We start from the raw sequence: 18,298 nt of genomic DNA, 5'->3' as shown, positions 1-18,298 counted from the left end.
TTATAGGTAACGAATATGGCTAACAAGAAATCCAATCATCCGAAAAACAATGCGGGAATTGAACATAAAATTGATGTCAGCGATGATCTTGATTTAGCGACACAAGATACCACGCCTAATGAACACGTTGAAACAAATGCAGAGGATAAGACAGAAACGATGCAACAAAGTGAAGAAAAAATCGCGCCGTCAGAGCAAAAACCGATCGTGCATGAAACCGTTGTGGTGAAGAAAACCGGTTCCGCATTAGGCTTGCTGGCACTTTTAATTGCGTTGGGCTTAGGTGGCGCGGGCTACTATTTCGGTCAGCTGCAGGTTGACGAAATACAGCAAAAACTGACCGCACTTGAAAGCCAATTGCAACAAAAAGGCGCTTCTGCCGATGCCGCCGGCATGCCGGACTTTAGTGCGGAGAAAAATCAGCTGGCGAAATTAACGGAATTTTCCCAAGTGGCAAGCGATCAAATCAGCGCCTTGAATCAGAGTTTGTCCGCCAAAGAACAAAGCCTGTCGGCATTGCAACAACAGGTGCAACGTTTGTCCAATCAAGCCAAAGCGGAGCAGCCGAATGATTGGCTGCTGACCGAAGCGGATTTTCTGTTAAATAACGCTTTGCGCAAATTGGTGTTGGATAATGACGTGGATACCAGCGTGTCCCTGCTGAAAGTTGCCGATGAAACCCTTTCCAAAGTCGCCATGCCGCAAGTGGCGCAGGTGCGTAGCGCCATTAACGCCGATTTAAAACAATTGTTGTCCCTTAACAATGTGGATCAAAACGCCATCATGCAGAATTTATCCCAGTTGGCGAATAACGTAGATGAGCTGACGGTACTGGATGTGAATTTTGATGAAGATCCGAGCAGCGACAAGTTGACGGATTCCTTAGACGATTGGAAGGAAAACGCAGAGAAAAGTGCGGTCAGTTTTTTAAATCATTTTATTCGTATCACGCCGAAGAAAGCGGACAGCAAAGCGTTGTTAGCGCCGAATCAGGATATTTATTTACGCGAAAACATTCGCTTACGTTTGCAAATTGCCATTCTCGCCGTACCGCGTCAGCAGGACGATTTGTATAAACAATCCCTGGAAACCGTGGCATCCTGGATCAGAAGCTATTTTGATACCAACACCGAAGTGGCGCAAATTTTCCTGAAAACCCTTGATGAACTGGCGGAACAGTCCATTTATGTGGATGTCCCGACCCGGTTAAATAGTTTGAATGCGTTGGATAAATTGTTGGATAAACAACCGCAGGAAGTCCAAAAAATCACCCTTTCCGTGGACAAAGATTTAACCGATACCGCGGACAAACCGGCTGCCGACAAACCTACAAACGAAAATGAAGCGGGTTCTGCGCCGACAAATGAAGCAAACCAAGATTCCAATCAAGGGCAACAATAGGAGAAATAGATTATGGTCAGAGTGCTATTTTTAATGTTGTTGCTGCTGGCAGGCTTAATTGCCGGTCCATATTTGTCGGGCAAACAGGGTTATGTGCGCATTGAAACCGCAAGCAACATCATCGAAATGTCCATTACTACATTGGTGATTTTCTTTGTGATTGCGCTAGCGTTGGTGTACAGCATTGAAGTGGCGATTAGTCGCTTTTTCCGTTTGAGCAATAACACTTACAGCTGGTTTTCCCGCCGTAAACGGGCAAAAGCGCAAAAACAAACGCTGGAAGGCTTAATGCGCATGGATGAAGGCGATTATTCCAAGGCAGAAAAACTTATCGGCAAAAATGCCAAACATTCCGATGAGCCGGTATTGAATTTCATTAAAGCGGCGGAAGCGGCGCAGCAACGGGGTGATGAATTCAGCGCGAATCGTTATTTAATCGAAGCCACGGAAATTGCCGGTTCCGACAGTTTGATTCTGGAAATTGCGCGCACCCGCATTTTGTTACAACAGCATAAACTACCGGCGGCACGTAGCTCCGTAGACAGTTTGTTGTTGATGGAAGGGCGCAATAAGGAAGTATTAAAACTGGCGGTGGATATTTATTTGAAATCCAAAGCCTATCAGGCGTTAGATAATATTTTGGAACAAGTGGAAAAATCCGGTTTGTACTCGGCAGAAGGCTTTGTTCAGTTACAGCATCAGGTGGAAGACGGTTTGCTGGATGAAAAAATGAACGAAGAAGGCGTGGACGGTTTGTTGGATTGGTGGGATGAACAACCACGTAAACGTCGTAACGATGCCTATGTCAAACTGGCGCTTATCAGCCGTTTAATTGATGCCAACGACCATGAATCTGCTTATGAACTCATGTTGGAATTGGTGAAGAAACTGGACGATGAAAACAGCCCGCTAAATCAGGAACTCTTCAAGCAAATTAGCCGTTTGCAGCCGGAAGATAATACGAAATTGATTAAATTTATCAGCAAGTGGTTAAAAGGCGCTAATCCGTCGGTGCAATGCGGCGCCAACCGCGCTTTAGGTTATCTGTATATGCGCAACAATGATTTTGCCAAAGCCAATGAGGTGTTTAAGGCGTTAATCGCGAATAAAGATAAATTGGAGCCGGCGGACATCACCATGGCGTCTTATGTGTTTGAACAGGTGGGTGACACTGCGGCGGCTGCACAATTACGCAAGGATGGTCTGCAATCCATGATGGCAATCCGAAAGCCGCAGGCGGCAGAAAAAACACCTGAAAAATAGACCGCACTTATTCCCAAAAAGACTAATTCCCAAATGAAAAATGCCCTGAATTATCAGGGCATTTTGTTATCCGTTCGCTTCTTCTATTTTTCCGCCAAATTCCGTTTGCATGGCTGCCGTTAGGGTTTGAATCTTGCGTAAAATCACATTTAGTACCACACCGTAAGCGGGTACGAACAACAATAATCCGATGAATAATTTGAACAAATAATCCACGAAACCGATTTCCATCCAATGCGCCGCCATAAAGGGATCGCTGCTGGCGTAGAATGCGATGGCGAAGAATAAATAGGTATCCGCCATGGAACCGAATACCATGGAACTGGTCGGTGCAATCCACCAGGTTTTCAGTTGGCGTAAGCGATTGAACACCAATACATCTAATAATTGCCCGAACACATAGGCGCAGAAACTTGCCAGTGCGATGCGGAACACGAATAAGTTGAACGCAGTTAATGCCTGCCAGCCTTGGTATTGGCTGTCTGAAAATAGCGTGGAAACTACATAGCTGATAATTAACGCCGGAATCATTACTACGAAAATAATCCAGCGCGCTTCTTTGGCGCCGAACACCCGAACGGTTAAATCTGTCGCCAGGAAAATAAACGGGAAGGTTAGTGTGCCCCACGTGCTGTGAAACATGAAGTCTTCCTGTGCGCCGAAGAAAGCCAATGGCACATGCACTTCAAAGGGAATTTGGACGAGATAGTTACTGGCGGTGATGATAAAAATATGGAAAAAACTGAGCAGCACCAATGCCCGACGTTTTTGCTGATCGTTAAAGATCGAAAATGAATATGTCATTTGAAATTACCTTTTTAGTTTAAATTGGGGTTAGGGAACCCAGTTCGTGATTTCGCAAAAAATGCATCTTAGAGGCATTGTAACATAATCAGGTAAAATTATTTTCTCCCTTTCAATAAAAAAACTTAAAAAATTTAAAATTTTTTGTAAGAAAATCAGAGGTAACTCTGTCTAATGCACATACGTGAAAATCGTAAGGTTTTCACGTACAAAGCACTTTTCTATAAATAACAAATCTCACAATCTCTAAAGGAGTTTATTATGAAAAAAACAGCATTATTCGCTACATTAGCAGGTGTATTCACTATGGCAATGGCGACTCAAGCTTCAGCTGAAATGAAAGCAATGGACCATAAAATGGAACAAGGTATGGAACATAAAATGGAGCATACCATGAAAGATGATAAAGCCATGATGGACCATAAAATGGATAAAACCATGAAGGATGGCAAAATGATGGATCATAAAAAAGACAAAATGATGAAAGACGGTAAGTCCATGGACCATAAAATGGACAAGGAAATGAAAGATCACAAAATGTAATTTTCACTCCAAGTCATTATAAATAATCACTTATTTTGGACTTGTGGTGAACAAGTCCTTTTTTTGCAAAAATCTTAGCCTGCTGCTGAATTTAATTATTTATTTTTAAGATATTATAGGTGCATTGTATTATATGATGGTAGAATACTCTCTTTTCTACTCATTAAAATAAAATGGACTCAACAATGCAATTTTCTTTTCAACACATTTCATCTCAAGAAATTGAGGATATTCGCCGGCAGATGCTGAAATTTGCCACTTTACAGTTAAGGGACGAAGATTTAGCGGAAGATGTCGTGCAGGAAACCTTAGTGAAAGCGTATCAACATGCGACCTCATTTAAAGGGGCTTCTGCGCTGAAAACCTGGTTTTTTGCCATTTTGAAGAATCAAATCATTGATTTGATTAATTATCGTAAACGTACGGTGAATGTGTCAGAAATTTATGATGACGAGGATGAGGCAGATGAGCCCAATGCCTTTTTTGATCAGAGCGGTCACTGGGATCGCAGCCATTTTTCCCCACAAACCTGGCACGAACCTGATAATCAGGTACATAAACGGGAATTTTGGGTTGTTTTTGAAGCTTGTTTGGAGCATTTGCCGGCACAACAAGCCCGCGTATTTATGATGCGCGAGTATTTTGAAATGAAAAGTGAACAGATTTGTGAGGAATGTGATTTATCCGTCTCCAATCTGCATGTTTTACTTTATCGCGCACGCTTACAGTTGCAAGCCTGCCTGTCTAATAATTGGTTTGATGAAAAGAAATAAAGTGGGAAAACATCATGAAGTGTAAACAGGTTACCAAGTTAATTTCCGATGGTCAGGAAAAACCGCTTTCCTTGTTGCAACACAGTCAGGTTTATATGCATTTGGCTATTTGTCCGTACTGTCGTGCTTTTGCTCGAAATTGCGCAAAAATGCACGATATGATGCACGAATTCGCTGAACAACCGGATAATGAGAAGGCTCGGTAATATTAAGTATCCTAAAAGTGCGGTGAGAAATTTATATGTTTTTTCGATCGCACTTTTCATCTATTGAAAAGCAATTCTGGCGCTATGCGTTTTTTTCATACCAAATTCGATTCACACATAGCCAAATTTTACCGGCAGGCGTGTCCACCGTAATTTCGTCATCTTCCTGCTTGCCGATTAGTGCGCGTGCCACCGGTGAATCAATGGAAATCCAGTTATTTGCCGGATCAAATTCATCACAGCCGACAATGCGATATTGTTTCACTTCGCCGTCTTCATTTTCCAGTTCCACCCATGCGCCGAAAAACACTTTGCTTTCCTGTTTGGGGGAATAATCCACAATTTGCAATACTTCCAGACGCTTGGTCAGAAAGCGTACACGGCGATCGATTTCCCGTAAGCGTCGTTTACCGTAAATATATTCCGCATTTTCGCTGCGATCGCCTAATGCCGCCGCGTCGGAGACGGCTTGCGTCACCTGCGGACGCTCTTCTTTCCATAAAAATTTCAATTCCCGATCCAGCATATTCCAGCCTTGTCGGGTGATGTAATTTGACTTTGCCATAATAATGTCCTCAACTGCTGCAAAATTATATCGAAAAAGGCTCAAACATTTGAACCTATTGTCTCAAAATAGGATTTTATACCTGTTTTTTCATTACTAAGAAGTATATATCATTCCGGGTTACCAACAGAACAGGGCATTTTTAAAGAACTGGAAAAACCGGGGTGTGACCCACGCGGTGAATTTAAAACTGCGGCTCTCGCTGATCGCGTGGAAGAGATTGCCGACTTAAGAGCGGTAACTAACGCTACCAATTTAGGCGCCGTTGTGGACATCGGTGTTCGCCAAGACGGTTTGGTGCATATTCCTTGCTTAAGTGATAGGAAGATCCGCGCCAAGTGGTGAAAACCAGTGATGTGGTCAAAGTAGAAGTGCCGGAAGTGAATGTCATTCGCTGCCGGTACCGATAATTGCAATATTTATGCTTTGTACGATATTTCAGCAAAGAATAGTAAAAGTTCCGTTAAATAATTTAATATTTATTCTGCCATTTTTTTGGCAAATCGCTGCTAATGTTTTTTTCGAAGGGTTGAAACATAAAAAAGTTAGCAAGAACAGGGAAGGTGTCTTTGGTAAAGGCTTTAGTCTATCTTTTTGAATTTACAAATGAAAAATACAATTATCTTATCAATAGAGCTGAATTTAAAAGTGCAGCACATAAAATCGCATTCAACGTTATAAATGATCAATGCCTGTCTGTAAAAAGTATTTTACTTTTAAATTGCTTTAGCTTATTAATCTGCCACATTGATTTCCGGCACAAAACTTCCTAGATTATAGGCTTCTAACTTGATGGGATGATTTGGCGTTATGTCAAAAATAGTAAGTGTTCCCTGGGTTACCGGTAATAGATGCTTGGTTGATAAAGAAATTAATCTTTCACAGGCAGCGCGAACTACACCACTATGTACGATGGCTAAGATGTCTCCATCAGATTTATTTGTCCACTGAAAAAGTGCGGTTGAAATTCGATGACAAAAATCTTGCCAACTCTCACCACCTCTAGGTGTGTAGTTACCGTTTCTCCAGTCTTGGTAAAGGATGGGGTTTCTTGCATAATCTCGTCTTTTTTTCGCCCTTCCCATTCCCCCATGGCAAGTTCGCGCAAATGGCTATCCGGTGTGGCATTGGGAAAACCGATAAGTTCAGCGGTTTGCTTGGCGCGTTCCAAATCGGAGCAAATAACTTTTTTTAAGGAAAATTTTTCGATTAAAGGTTTAATCGCTTTTGCTTGAGCAATACCTTTTTCCGAAAGTGGAGAATTTAGGTGTCCTTGTAGACGGTGTTCTTTATTCCATAAAGTTTCACCATGTCTTAATAAAATTAAACGCATTTTATTTTTCCTTATAAACCGTATCCGAGTAATTGGAACCATGTAAAGGTTGCAAGGCAGATCATGCAGGCACTAATGAAACAGGTGATTAATCCATACTTCATCTGATCTAATACACTGAAATAGCCGGTCGCAAAATAAATGGTATTTACCTTAGAATGTGGCGGTAAGGTTATAGTGTAGGTAAGAGTAAATGATGCTGAGAGTGCGAGTGTCACCGGATTTATCCCTAAAGATTGGACTAATGCGATAATAGATGGAATTAGAATCGTAGTTCGTACGGTTTTACTGGTGAAGATCAGGTGACTATACATGCAAATAAAAATGACGGCGATATAGACGAAGGCATGATTCATGCTCTCTAAACCCAATCCATGAACAATTTTATCCATAATCCATTGAGCACCTTTGGTTGACTCAAGCGTATTTCCTGCGGCGTAAGCACCGGCAGCAAATAGCATTAAATCCCATTTGATTTTTGCTTCATTCCAGGTTAGTAATCCAATTTTAGGCATTAAGCACAGTACGGCTGCAATAACGGCAGTCATATATACACTGATTTTGAAACCAAATAAGATTTTTTGATAATCTTCTGTTGCCCATAACACCACGGTGAGCAAGAAGATTACCATGGCTTTCTTCTCATCTAAGGTAAATTTACCAAGTTTTTTGAATTCCGCCTGTAAGAGCCCCAATGCCTCAATAAATTGTGTTTCTTTTTTAATAGAAAATAATTTAAAGCCCACCATAAAAGAAATCATCATGGATATAAAGGCAATAGGGAAGGAGGCTATTACCCAGTCAATATAACCGATATCGCCGTTTGCTTGGCTATTGATAAAACCAACGGAAATAATGTTGGCAGCAGTACCTGTCATCACACCCGATATGGCAATCGCATCGGCCTGTACACCTTGTAACATCATCAATCGTCCAAAATTGCTTTCACCTGGCATGGCTTTATAAATTTCTAAAAGAATTAAGCAAATAGGAACCATTAATGAGGCTCGTGCTGTTGTTGAAGGAACAAAGAAAACAAGTATAAAATTAATTAATACAAGCACAAATAAGGCTTTCTTCGGTGTTTGTCCAAAATGAGTAATCATCCAAAGCGCAAAACGGCGGGCGATATTCGATTTGATCATAGCCGAGGTGAGAACAAATGCCGATACCATTAACCAAATCACATCATACCCTAATGTGGCAAAAACAAGTTTATCTTTTTCCACAGTCTGGGTGAGTGATAATAAGATGATGACAATCATTGATGTCAAATAAATAGGAATAGAACCACACACCCACAAAATCAAGGCGCCAACAAAAATTGCAATGGATTTTTGTCCCTGAATGGTTAGCCCCTCCGGGGTAGGCATCCACATTAAAAGTAGTAAGATGACAAGCGCCAGAGGAATACCTAATTGTTTGAGAAGTTTATTCGTTTCTTTATTCTCTATTGGGGTAGTCTGAATAGCTTTGTTCATAACCTATAACTCCTTATAGTGATCTGTCAATGCCGATTATAGTGATTTCATTTCATGACGAATAATTGTATTATCCTATAAGGATCATAAAATAATTTAATGGAATTATATGAATATAAACCAATTAAAGACATTTATTGTGCTTGCCGATTGTTTGAGTGTGACTGAAACATCGAAGCGTTTGTTTTGTACACAGCCTGCGGTGAGTATAAAAATCCGCAAATTGGAAGAGACCTTAAATACTGTACTTTTTGAGCGAATCAACAACCGCTTGTATTTAACAGAACAAGGTAAAATTTTTTATAGTTATGCGGAACAGATAATTAGTACCTTAGAAATGTCAGTGGAGCACCTACATCAATATGATGATCCTAATTATGGCAAGATTATTATCGGCGCAAGCCATTTTGTCGGTGTTTATTTGTTACCGCAGGTTATTGCAGAGTATCGAAAATTATCACCGAATGTAGAACTTCGTCTTGAGATTCTTTCTTCCCAACAGCTGATTCAGGGGCTGGAGAATCATTCCATTGACTTTATTATTATGTCTGACCAAATTTATTTTGATCCGCAAAAATATGATGTTAATCGTTTTTTGTCTGATGAACTGATTTTGATTGTTCCTCCTGATCATGTGTTAGCCACATATGAATCTTGTCATTTTGAGCAACTTTGTGACGAATTATTTATCATTAAACCGAAGAATTCTCAAACCCGAAAATTTCTTTTACAGCAATTTTCAAAAGATCAGATTTCTCTGCTTAAGTTTATGGAAATCAATAGTTTAGAAGGTATTAAACGTTGTGTAATGAATGGATTAGGGGTTTCCATTATTTCTCGATTTTCCGTTGAAAACGAACTGAAAATGGGTATGTTGAAGGCTGTAGAATTAGACAGTTTTCAATTTAAACGTGGGATAAATTATATTTACCATAAAGAAAAACGCCTTTCATCAGCAATTGGGCGATTTATTGGGCTGTTGAACATACTTAAATAATCCATGATATGAAAAAGTGCGGTTAATTTGCGATTAATTTTGTTAAGTATGAAAATCGTAACGACCTCACTTTCTGAATTGAGTGGTTTTAGAACGAAATCATTATTCTATTGTCACACTGAATTAGCAATGCGGAGGTGTAAAACAAACATTTGAGCCTCTTGTCCAAAAACAGTATGCTATGCCCGTTTTTTTCATTACTAAGAAGTACATATCATGTTAAACCAACAAATCAGCCAACTTATCGCGCAGGAATTGAATGTGTGTGATAACCAAATTCTCGCCGCCATTCAACTGTTAGACGATGGCAACACCATTCCCTTTATCGCCCGTTATCGTAAAGAAGCCACCGGCGGGCTGGACGACACCCAATTACGCCATTTTGAGACCCGTTTAATTTATTTGCATGAACTGGAAGAACGTCGTCAAACCATTCTGAAATCCATTGAAGAGCAAGGCAAATTAACGGATGAATTGCGTGGCAAAATCCAAGCTACGCAGAGCAAAACTGAATTGGAAGATTTATATTTACCGTTCAAACCGAAACGCCGCACCAAAGGACAAATTGCCATTGAAGCCGGGCTTGAGCCGTTGGCGGATTTACTTTGGAACGAACCGAAAACCGATCCGGAAACGGCGGCAAATGAATTCATTAATGTGGAAAAGGGTGTTGCCGATAGCAAAGCGGTACTGGACGGCGCCCGTTATATTTTAATGGAACGTTTCGCCGAGGACGCTGGCTTACTGGCGAAAGTGCGCGATTATTTAAGCAAAAATGCCTTATTGGTTTCCAAAGTGCTTGAGGGCAAAGAAACGGAAGGTGCAAAATTCCAAGATTATTTTGACCATCAGGAGTTATTCAAAAATGTACCTTCGCACCGTGCGTTGGCAATGTTTCGTGGGCGTAACGAAGGCATTTTGCAGCTAAGTTTAAATGCCGATCCCGACGCGGAAGAAGGAAGCCGCCAAAGTTATTGCGAAGAGATTATCCGCGACTATTTGGGCGTTCGTTTCACCGGACAACCTGCGGATAAATGGCGTGAGCAGGTTATCGCCTGGACATGGAAAATCAAGGTGGCGCTGCATTTAGAAACGGAATTGATGGCAACGTTGCGTGAGAAAGCGGAAGAAGAAGCCATTGATGTTTTTGCTCGAAATCTGACCGCACTTTTAATGGCGACACCGGCAGGCGCGAAAAATACTATGGGTCTAGACCCGGGTTTGCGTACCGGCGTGAAAGTGGCGGTAGTGGATAGCACCGGTAAATTATTGGCAACGGACACCATTTATCCACATACGGGACAAATGGATCGCGCCATGTTGTCCATTTTCCAATTAATTAAGCAACATAATGTGGAATTAATCGCCATCGGTAACGGCACCGCTTCCCGTGAGACGGAGCGTTTTGCCAAAGATGTGATTAAAGAAATCAAAGAGAATAAACCGCAAACGGTAGTGGTGAGTGAGGCAGGCGCTTCCGTGTATTCCGCTTCCGAATTGGCGGCGCAGGAATTCCCTGAATTGGACGTGTCGTTGCGCGGTGCGGTATCTATCGCTCGTCGTTTGCAGGATCCGTTGGCGGAGTTGGTAAAAATCGAACCGAAAGCCATTGGTGTAGGGCAATATCAACATGATGTGAATCAAAGCCAGCTGGCGCGCAAACTGGACGCCGTAGTGGAAGACTGCGTGAACGCCGTGGGCGTGGATTTGAATACCGCTTCCGTACCGTTATTGGCACGTGTGGCGGGAATGACCAAAACCATTGCGCAGAATATTGTGGCATATCGTGATGAAAATGGGCGTTTCGACAGCCGTGAGCAACTGAAAAAAGTGCCGCGTTTGGGACCGAAATCCTTTGAACAATGTGCCGGTTTTATGCGTATTGCGGCGGGCAACAATCCATTAGACGCTTCCGGCGTACACCCGGAGGCTTATCCTGTTGTGGAAAAAATCCTGCAGGCAACGGAACAGTCCATTCAGGATTTAATGGGCAATGCCGGTTTGGTGCGTCAGCTTGATGCAAAACAGTTTACTGATGAACAATTCGGCTTGCCGACGGTGCAGGATATTTTCAAAGAATTGGAAAAACCGGGACGCGACCCGCGCGGCGAATTTAAAACCGCGACCTTCGCGGATGGTGTGGAGGAGATTACCGACTTAAAAGCGGGCATGATTTTAGAAGGAACGGTAACTAACGTCACTAATTTTGGCGCCTTTGTGGACATCGGCGTTCACCAAGACGGTTTGGTGCATATTTCTTCTTTAAGCGATAAATTCGTGGAAGATCCGCATCAAGTAGTGAAAACCGGTGATATAGTCAAAGTGAAAGTACTAGAAGTGGATGTCGCGCGTCGTCGTATTGCGCTGACGATGCGTTTAGATGAAAGTGCGGTGAAAAACGACGGCAAATCCGACCGCACTTTATCGGCAAAACCACGCACCAATGCTTCTCGTCAAGAACGTAATGCGCCAAGAACCAATAACGCTATGGGCAACGCATTTGCCGACGCGTTGAAGAATTGGAAGAGGTAAGGCAACTTCAGCGCATTAAAAATATCTGAAATGTTGTTAACCGCACTTTATGCCATTTCGCTCAGTAGATTAACTAGCTTACGATATTTCTGATATTTCTGTTGATATGCGTCGAAATGAAAGGAATTAGGATGAATAATTTTTAATTTCTGATTACGTTTTAAAGTGGCTGCTTCGTGATTGGCTCCTTCCGCGGCCATTAAAGCCGCGCCGAGGCAGCCGACTTCTTCAGTTTGCAGAACTTCCAAGGTTTTTCCACTAAAATCTGCCAGCATTTGCAACCAAACTTGTGATTTTACCGGGCCGCCTGTTACACGCAAACGTTGTACGTGAGGAAAACGTTGATACATCCGCTCTAAGTGTATCATGAGGCTGAATAATACACCTTCATAGACCGCTTGCAGTAAATGTGCCAAAGTGTGGTGGGCTTGCATGCCATAGAATCCGGCAGTCATGCCTAATTTGGCGTTAGTTCCGTATAAAAATGGGATGAAAATGACCGCACTTTGTGCCGGCGGTAATGCTTCTACCATTTGATTTGTCTGATGATAAGTTAAATTCCATTGCTTGATGAACCATTCTAAATTGCCGGCAGAAGTCGGACTTGCTTCCTGAATCAAGAAGGTATTTTGTTCGACATAACGTCCGTGGGCGAATGGTAGAGTTTGGTTTTCATCAATCGTATGGGAAATTCCTGTCACAATTGACCAGGTGCCTAACAGCACATTTAATTTGGTTTCGTCATTATCATCGGTCAAACACAAGGTCATTGCTGTGACATCAAATACACCGCCGACTACTGCCGTTCCAACTGCCAAACCGCATTGGTGAGCCGCTTGTTGTGTAATATAGCCTGCAATTTGATTTGGTTTTACAATGGGGGGCAGTTTACCTATGATTTCTTCAATGCCTAGCAATCGAGCCAATTCGGGTTCATAATTTCCTATTGCCATATTGTATAAATTACTTTCCGAAATATTACTCTCTTCACAATACAACTCTCCGGTTAAACAAAAGCGCAGGTAATCGTGCGCCATGAGTAACTTATTGATCGCATAATAACGTTGCGGTTGGTTTTCTTTCAACCAGCGTAAAATAGAAACAGGATGACCGGTCCATAACCCTTGATAGGAAAGCGGATAAACTTTCTTTTCCAGCCCCTCTTGCTGCCAGCGTTTAACAATGGGTTGCGAGCGTTGATCGGAAGACAGAATTGCCCGCCCTAACGGTTTATTTTCTTTGTCCAGCAAAAAAGCGCCTTTACCTTGGGCGGAAATGCCGACACTTTTAATAAAGTGCGGTTCAATTTTACTGTGTTTTATGGTAGTGCGAATAACATTGGCACATGCCCGCCAAAGCTCGTCCATATCCCGTTCGGCATAGCTCGCTTATTACACTGAGACTTTCTCTTTCGCAGGCGTGGATTTTTCCCGTTTTATCAAAAAGCGCGGCTTTGATAAAAGTACCTCTGCAGTCAATACCTAAATAATAATGCATACTCGTTACTCTCTGAAGAAAATACGTCTTAAACGACCAGTGGAAACTTCTCCGCGACGCAATTGATCAAGAAATACGGCAAGAATAATAACCAAGCCGATAATCAAACGTTGCAGATACGAGGTGACGTTCAGAAGCGTTAGTCCGTTTTGCAGCACGCCCATAATCAGCGCGCCAATGGAGGTGCTGATCACCGAACCGACGCCGCCCATCAAACTGGTTCCGCCGATCACCGTTGCGGCAATGGCATCCAGTTCATAGTCTGTTCCGGCGATAGGTTGGGCGGCATTTAAGCGTCCCACCAATATCACTGCACCGATTGCCGCTAGTGCGCCGTTAATCACATAGGTTTTAATTTCCAGTTTATTTACATTAATGCCGGATAATCTCACCGCCTCACGATTACCGCCAAGCGCGTAAACCTGCCGTCCAAAAACGGTTTGGGTTAAGATGTAAAAGCTGATTAATACGACGATTAAAGCAATGATTACCGGTATCGGAATACCAAAGCCATACGTTATATTCAATCGCCCGTTACCAAAAAAACGTAATGCTTCGGGAAAATTATAGATAGTTTTACCGTTAGACAGCGTGAGTGCCAGCCCTCGTGCAATTCCCATCATGCCTAAGGTAGTAATAAACGAAGTAACCTTGCCGTAAACGATAATCACACCGTTTACATACCCGCATAAGGCTCCAACGCCGATGGAACCAAGCACGGATACTATCACAACGATCGAAAGCATAGGTTCCGTCGGATTTTCACCTAAAAGAGCTACTCCCCAATGGGTGAATAATCCCAAACAAACAGCACTCAATGCGACGATCGAGCCTACCGATAAATCAATACCGCCGGTTAGAATGACGTAAGTCATACCAACGGAGATCACGCAAATGACGGATACTTGTAATAGGATATTAAAAATATTGTTAGTCGATAAAAAGGCCTCTGATGTGAAAGACATCCCTAAAATCATGAAAAATAAAACTAACCCGATCCCTAATTTGGAGATTATTTTTTTCAATGAAAACATAGTGTCATCCTTATTCTAAACACCTATCATCAGGCGCATTAAATTTTCTTCCGTCATCTCGGTGCGATCGGCGATTTCTTTTATTTTTTCACCGTTACGCATTACTATGACGCGATCGGAAATGGTGATTAATTCTGGTAAATCCGACGATATCATCACGATAGTGCCGCCGCTTTCGGTAAATTGGTGCATTAAATCATAAATTTCCGACTTTGCCCCGATATCAATGCCGCGAGTCGGTTCATCAAAAAATAAAATATCCACCCCGCTTTCTAACCAGCGAGCCAAAATCACTTTCTGCTGATTTCCGCCCGATAAGGTTTTGGTTTGCTGTTCCTGATCGTGAGAAACGATATGTAGTTTGGTTCTGTTTTTTTCAGCGACTCTCCGTTCTTGTTTTTTATCCAGATAAAATTTACGCCAAAAGTGTTTTAAAATCGGTAGTGTGATATTTTCCCGAATACTCATACCAAGTACCAAACCTTGGGATTTTCGGTCTTCAGTAATTAACCCGATTTTATGCTTTACCGCATCTTCCGGAGAATTGATTTTTATCTCTTTCCCGTCGATATAAATTTTTCCACTGGTCTGGTCCGCACCATAAATCGCTCTCAGTACTTCGGTTCGTCCCGCACCGACAAGTCCGGCAAAGCCTAGGATTTCTCCTTTGTGTACACTGAAAGAAATCGGTTTAATATATTTGTTGTGTAAATTTTCCACCCGTAATTTTTCCTGGTTAAAGGAACCTGTACGCAGGTATCTAGTGAAATCAATTTTACGTCCGACCATCAAACGTACGATTTCTTCCGGCGATGTATCCTGATAGCGCATCGTTCCCGTAATTCGCCCGTCTCTTAAAACGGTAACGCGATCGGCGATATATTTGAATTCCTCCAGACGATGCGAAATATAAATCATTGCCACGCCTTTCGCCTTTAGTTGATGAATAATGTTAAACAATACCTCGGTATTTTTGCGAGAAATGGACGATGTCGGTTCGTCAAAAATAATGATCTTATATTCGCTGAATACCGCTTTAGCGATTTCTACCATTTGTTGCTGAGCGATGGATAAGTCGGAAATTAAATCGTCCGGCTTTATATCCAGTTCCAGTTCGTTAATGATATGTTGCGTTTTTTCCCGCATGACCGTCCAGTTCATGCGCCCGAAAGCGGAGGTTTTCTCTGAACCCAGAAAGATATTTTCCAGTACAGTTAATTTAGGGACTAGCATCAATTCCTGATGAATAAACCCGATTCCCGCCTCTTGCGCCTGTTTGACGGTGTCCGGAGAATATTTTCGGCCGGAATAAAACATTTCGCCGTCATCACAATGATAAATACCGGCAATAATCTTACACAAAGTCGATTTTCCGGCACCGTTTTCACCTATCAGGCAAAGTACCTCCCCTTGACGAATATCCAAATGAATGTCGTCTAGTACGGTTACACCGAAAAAATGCTTGGATATATTTTTTAATTCTAAAATTATATTTTCACTCATTTAACCTCCGCCGTTTCAGCTAAATAGAAATTCATAGGATAGATTATTTTTTATGCAAAAAATGGGAGAAAGTTCACAGTTTTCAACATTGAATCTCAGTAAACTAGAGCAGTTTCAAGTCAAGAAACAAATTATTTAATCTTAAATCAGGGAGTGTGTTATATGAAATTAAAGTTATTAAAAAATCTATTCAAAATCGGTGCATTGCTTGCTGCGCTACCAACGCTTGCGGTAGCGGCAGATAAACCACAGATTGCATTATTAATGAAAACACTAAGCAACGAATATTTTATTTCAATGCAACAGGGGGCAGAGGAAGCTGCTAAACAAAAAAATGTTGATTTAATTATTCAGGTAGCCGAGAAAGAAGATTCTACGGAACAATTGGTGGGCTTGGTTGAAAATATGATAGCCAAAAAAGTCGATGCAATTATTGTGACGCCGAATGATTCTATCGCTTTCATTCCGGCGTTCCAAAAAGCACAAAAAGCACAAAAAGCAGGGATTCCTATTATTGATCTGGATGTTCGTCTTGATGCAAAAGCGGCTGAAGCAGCGGGACTGAAATTTAATTATGTGGGCGTAGATAATTTTAACGGTGGTTATCTGGAAGCGAAAAATCTTGCCGAAGCGTTGGGTGGGAAAGGTAATGTCGCGGTTTTGGAGGGCATCCCGGGCGTTGATAATGGCGAACAACGCAAAGGTGGTGCATTAAAAGCCTTTGCCGAATATCCGGACATAAAAATCGTGGCATCACAATCAGCAAACTGGGAAACCGAACAAGCACTTAATGTAACTACTAATATTTTAACCGCTAATCCAAATGTTAATGGTATTTTTGCCGCTAACGATAATATGGCAATCGGTGCGGTTACGGCTGTGGAAAACGCCGGTCTGGCAGGCAAAGTATTGGTTACCGGCTATGATGGTATTCCGCTTGCCATTGAATATGTAAAACAAGGCAAAATGCAAAATACTATTGATCAGCTGCCGAAAAAACAAGTGGCTATTGCTATTGAGCATGCGTTAAAACAAATCAATAAACAGGAAATTCCGGCTGTTTATTATGTAGATCCGGTCGTCGTGGATAAAGAACAATCTAAAAATTACTGATTTGATACCAAACAAAAAGGCGTACCTTTCGATACGCCTTTTCAGTTTTACTTTGGTTTGTCTTATCAATTATTTGATAATTTTAGCTACCACGCCGGCACCCACTGTACGGCCACCTTCACGGATAGCGAAACGTAAACCTTGGTCCATCGCAATTGGGTGAATTAAGGATACGGTCATTTTGATGTTATCGCCAGGCATAACCATTTCCACGCCTTCAGGTAACTCGATAGTACCGGTTACGTCAGTTGTACGGAAATAGAATTGTGGACGGTAACCTTTGAAGAATGGAGTATGACGACCACCTTCTTCTTTGGACAATACGTACACTTCAGATTCGAAGTCAGTGTGCGGGGTGATTGACCCCGGTTTCGCCAATACCTGACCACGTTCGATTTCTTCACGTTTAGTACCACGCAATAATGCACCGATGTTTTCACCCGCACGACCTTCGTCAAGTAATTTACGGAACATTTCAACACCGGTTACGGTGGTTTTTGCAGTCGGTTTGATACCCACGATTTCAACTTCATCACCGGTACGGATGATACCGCGCTCAACACGACCCGTTACTACGGTACCACGACCGGAGATAGAGAACACATCTTCAATTGGAAGAAGGAACGGTTGGTCGATAGCACGCTCAGGTTCCGGGATGTAAGTATCTAAATGGTTTGCTAATTCAAGGATTTTTTCTTCCCATGCGGCATCGCCTTCAAGCGCTTTTAATGCAGAACCGCGTACGATTGGGGTGTCATCGCCCGGGAAGTCATATTGAGAAAGAAGTTCACGAACTTCCATTTCAACTAATTCTAATAACTCTTCGTCATCTACCATGTCGCATTTGTTTAAGAATACGATGATGTAAGGAACACCTACTTGGCGACCTAATAAGATGTGCTCACGAGTTTGTGGCATAGGACCGTCGGTTGCTGCTACTACTAAGATAGCACCGTCCATTTGCGCCGCACCGGTAATCATGTTTTTCACATAGTCGGCGTGTCCCGGGCAGTCAACGTGTGCATAGTGACGGGTTGGGGTGTCATATTCAACGTGTGAAGTGTTGATGGTGATACCACGCGCTTTTTCTTCAGGTGCATTATCGATTTGGTCAAATGCACGTGCTGCACCGCCGTAGTGTTTTGCCAATACGGTAGTGATAGCTGCTGTTAAAGTGGTTTTACCATGGTCAACGTGGCCGATTGTACCCACGTTAACGTGCGGTTTTGTACGTTCAAATTTTTCTTTAGACA

General features: G+C 42.2%; 14 protein-coding genes and 3 pseudogenes. 9 read left to right on the top strand and 8 right to left on the bottom strand.

Annotation, left to right across the window (positions count from 1 at the left end):
- Positions 1-15: 15 nt before the first annotated feature.
- Together A3CS_RS0106705 and A3CS_RS0106700 are read left to right on the top strand one after the other, a co-directional pair.
- Entirely contained in the window at positions 16-1,401 is a 1,386-nt protein-coding gene (locus A3CS_RS0106705; RefSeq protein ID WP_005546970.1) for a uroporphyrinogen-III C-methyltransferase, read from the top strand.
- A gap of 12 nt (positions 1,402-1,413) precedes the next feature.
- Positions 1,414-2,664 (top strand): heme biosynthesis protein HemY, encoded by a 1,251-nt coding sequence (locus A3CS_RS0106700; RefSeq protein ID WP_005546972.1) that lies wholly within the window; start codon positions 1,414-1,416, stop codon positions 2,662-2,664.
- A 66-nt stretch (positions 2,665-2,730) separates the two neighbouring features.
- Here A3CS_RS0106700 and A3CS_RS0106695 read toward each other — a convergent pair whose 3' ends face one another.
- Positions 2,731-3,468 (bottom strand): 7-cyano-7-deazaguanine/7-aminomethyl-7-deazaguanine transporter, encoded by a 738-nt coding sequence (locus tag A3CS_RS0106695; protein WP_005546974.1) that lies wholly within the window; start codon positions 3,466-3,468, stop codon positions 2,731-2,733.
- A gap of 261 nt (positions 3,469-3,729) precedes the next feature.
- On the opposite strand from A3CS_RS0106695, the gene A3CS_RS0106690 reads away from it, so the two are divergent.
- From A3CS_RS0106690 to A3CS_RS0106680, 3 genes are all read left to right on the top strand, one after another.
- Entirely contained in the window at positions 3,730-4,011 is a 282-nt protein-coding gene (locus A3CS_RS0106690; RefSeq protein WP_005540529.1) for a hypothetical protein, read from the top strand.
- Positions 4,012-4,196: 185 nt separating this feature from the next.
- A complete protein-coding gene (locus A3CS_RS0106685) occupies positions 4,197-4,784 on the top strand; it encodes a sigma-70 family RNA polymerase sigma factor (RefSeq protein WP_005540532.1) in 588 nt (195 codons plus the stop codon).
- Positions 4,785-4,798: 14 nt separating this feature from the next.
- Positions 4,799-4,990 carry a zf-HC2 domain-containing protein gene (locus A3CS_RS0106680; RefSeq protein ID WP_005546977.1) on the top strand — a complete coding sequence of 64 codons (192 nt, stop codon included), beginning with the start codon at positions 4,799-4,801 and terminating at the stop codon, positions 4,988-4,990.
- Between the two features lie 82 nt (positions 4,991-5,072).
- On the opposite strand, the gene greB is transcribed toward A3CS_RS0106680, so the two are convergent.
- Positions 5,073-5,555 carry a transcription elongation factor GreB gene (gene greB, locus A3CS_RS0106675; RefSeq protein WP_005546979.1) on the bottom strand — a complete coding sequence of 161 codons (483 nt, stop codon included), beginning with the start codon at positions 5,553-5,555 and terminating at the stop codon, positions 5,073-5,075.
- A 117-nt stretch (positions 5,556-5,672) separates the two neighbouring features.
- Between greB and A3CS_RS1000000111565 the strand changes: the two are divergent.
- A pseudogene (locus A3CS_RS1000000111565) lies at positions 5,673-5,956 on the top strand (S1 RNA-binding domain-containing protein); the annotation flags it as partial.
- A 333-nt stretch (positions 5,957-6,289) separates the two neighbouring features.
- Here the strand turns inward: A3CS_RS1000000111565 and A3CS_RS01000000110975 are convergent.
- Together A3CS_RS01000000110975 and A3CS_RS0106665 are read right to left on the bottom strand one after the other, a co-directional pair.
- A pseudogene (locus A3CS_RS01000000110975) lies at positions 6,290-6,930 on the bottom strand (histidine phosphatase family protein).
- Positions 6,900-8,369 (bottom strand): SLC13 family permease, encoded by a 1,470-nt coding sequence (locus tag A3CS_RS0106665; protein WP_019518344.1) that lies wholly within the window; start codon positions 8,367-8,369, stop codon positions 6,900-6,902. Before A3CS_RS0106665 ends, A3CS_RS01000000110975 begins: the two are co-directional and overlap by 31 nt.
- Positions 8,370-8,478: 109 nt before the next feature.
- On the opposite strand from A3CS_RS0106665, the gene A3CS_RS0106660 reads away from it, so the two are divergent.
- Both A3CS_RS0106660 and A3CS_RS0106655 read left to right on the top strand, forming a co-directional pair.
- Entirely contained in the window at positions 8,479-9,366 is an 888-nt protein-coding gene (locus A3CS_RS0106660) for a LysR family transcriptional regulator (protein WP_005546989.1), read from the top strand.
- Positions 9,367-9,582: 216 nt separating this feature from the next.
- Positions 9,583-11,898: a Tex family protein gene (locus tag A3CS_RS0106655; protein ID WP_005546992.1), complete on the top strand. Its 2,316-nt coding sequence runs from the start codon at positions 9,583-9,585 to the stop codon at positions 11,896-11,898.
- Between the two features lie 47 nt (positions 11,899-11,945).
- Here A3CS_RS0106655 and A3CS_RS01000000110970 read toward each other — a convergent pair.
- From A3CS_RS01000000110970 to A3CS_RS0106640, 3 genes and pseudogenes are all read right to left on the bottom strand, one after another.
- Positions 11,946-13,395, bottom strand: a pseudogene (locus tag A3CS_RS01000000110970) (FGGY-family carbohydrate kinase).
- A gap of 5 nt (positions 13,396-13,400) precedes the next feature.
- Positions 13,401-14,429 (bottom strand): ABC transporter permease, encoded by a 1,029-nt coding sequence (locus tag A3CS_RS0106645; protein WP_019518343.1) that lies wholly within the window; start codon positions 14,427-14,429, stop codon positions 13,401-13,403.
- A 15-nt stretch (positions 14,430-14,444) separates the two neighbouring features.
- The gene (locus A3CS_RS0106640; protein ID WP_005546999.1) at positions 14,445-15,932 is read right to left on the bottom strand and encodes a sugar ABC transporter ATP-binding protein; all 1,488 of its coding nucleotides are present in this window, start codon (positions 15,930-15,932) and stop codon (positions 14,445-14,447) included.
- A gap of 162 nt (positions 15,933-16,094) precedes the next feature.
- On the opposite strand from A3CS_RS0106640, the gene A3CS_RS0106635 reads away from it, so the two are divergent.
- The gene (locus tag A3CS_RS0106635; RefSeq protein WP_019518342.1) at positions 16,095-17,045 is read left to right on the top strand and encodes a sugar ABC transporter substrate-binding protein; all 951 of its coding nucleotides are present in this window, start codon (positions 16,095-16,097) and stop codon (positions 17,043-17,045) included.
- 69 nt (positions 17,046-17,114) lie between these two features.
- On the opposite strand, the gene tuf is transcribed toward A3CS_RS0106635, so the two are convergent.
- Positions 17,115-18,298 (bottom strand): elongation factor Tu (gene tuf, locus A3CS_RS0106630; RefSeq protein WP_019518341.1); only part of this gene is annotated, 1,184 nt, incomplete at its 5' end.

This window comes from Aggregatibacter actinomycetemcomitans DSM 8324, assembly GCF_000372365.1.
In the GTDB taxonomy this organism is placed as follows: Bacteria; Pseudomonadota; Gammaproteobacteria; order Enterobacterales; family Pasteurellaceae; genus Aggregatibacter; species Aggregatibacter actinomycetemcomitans.
This window is presented reverse-complemented; position numbering and strand designations above follow the sequence as displayed.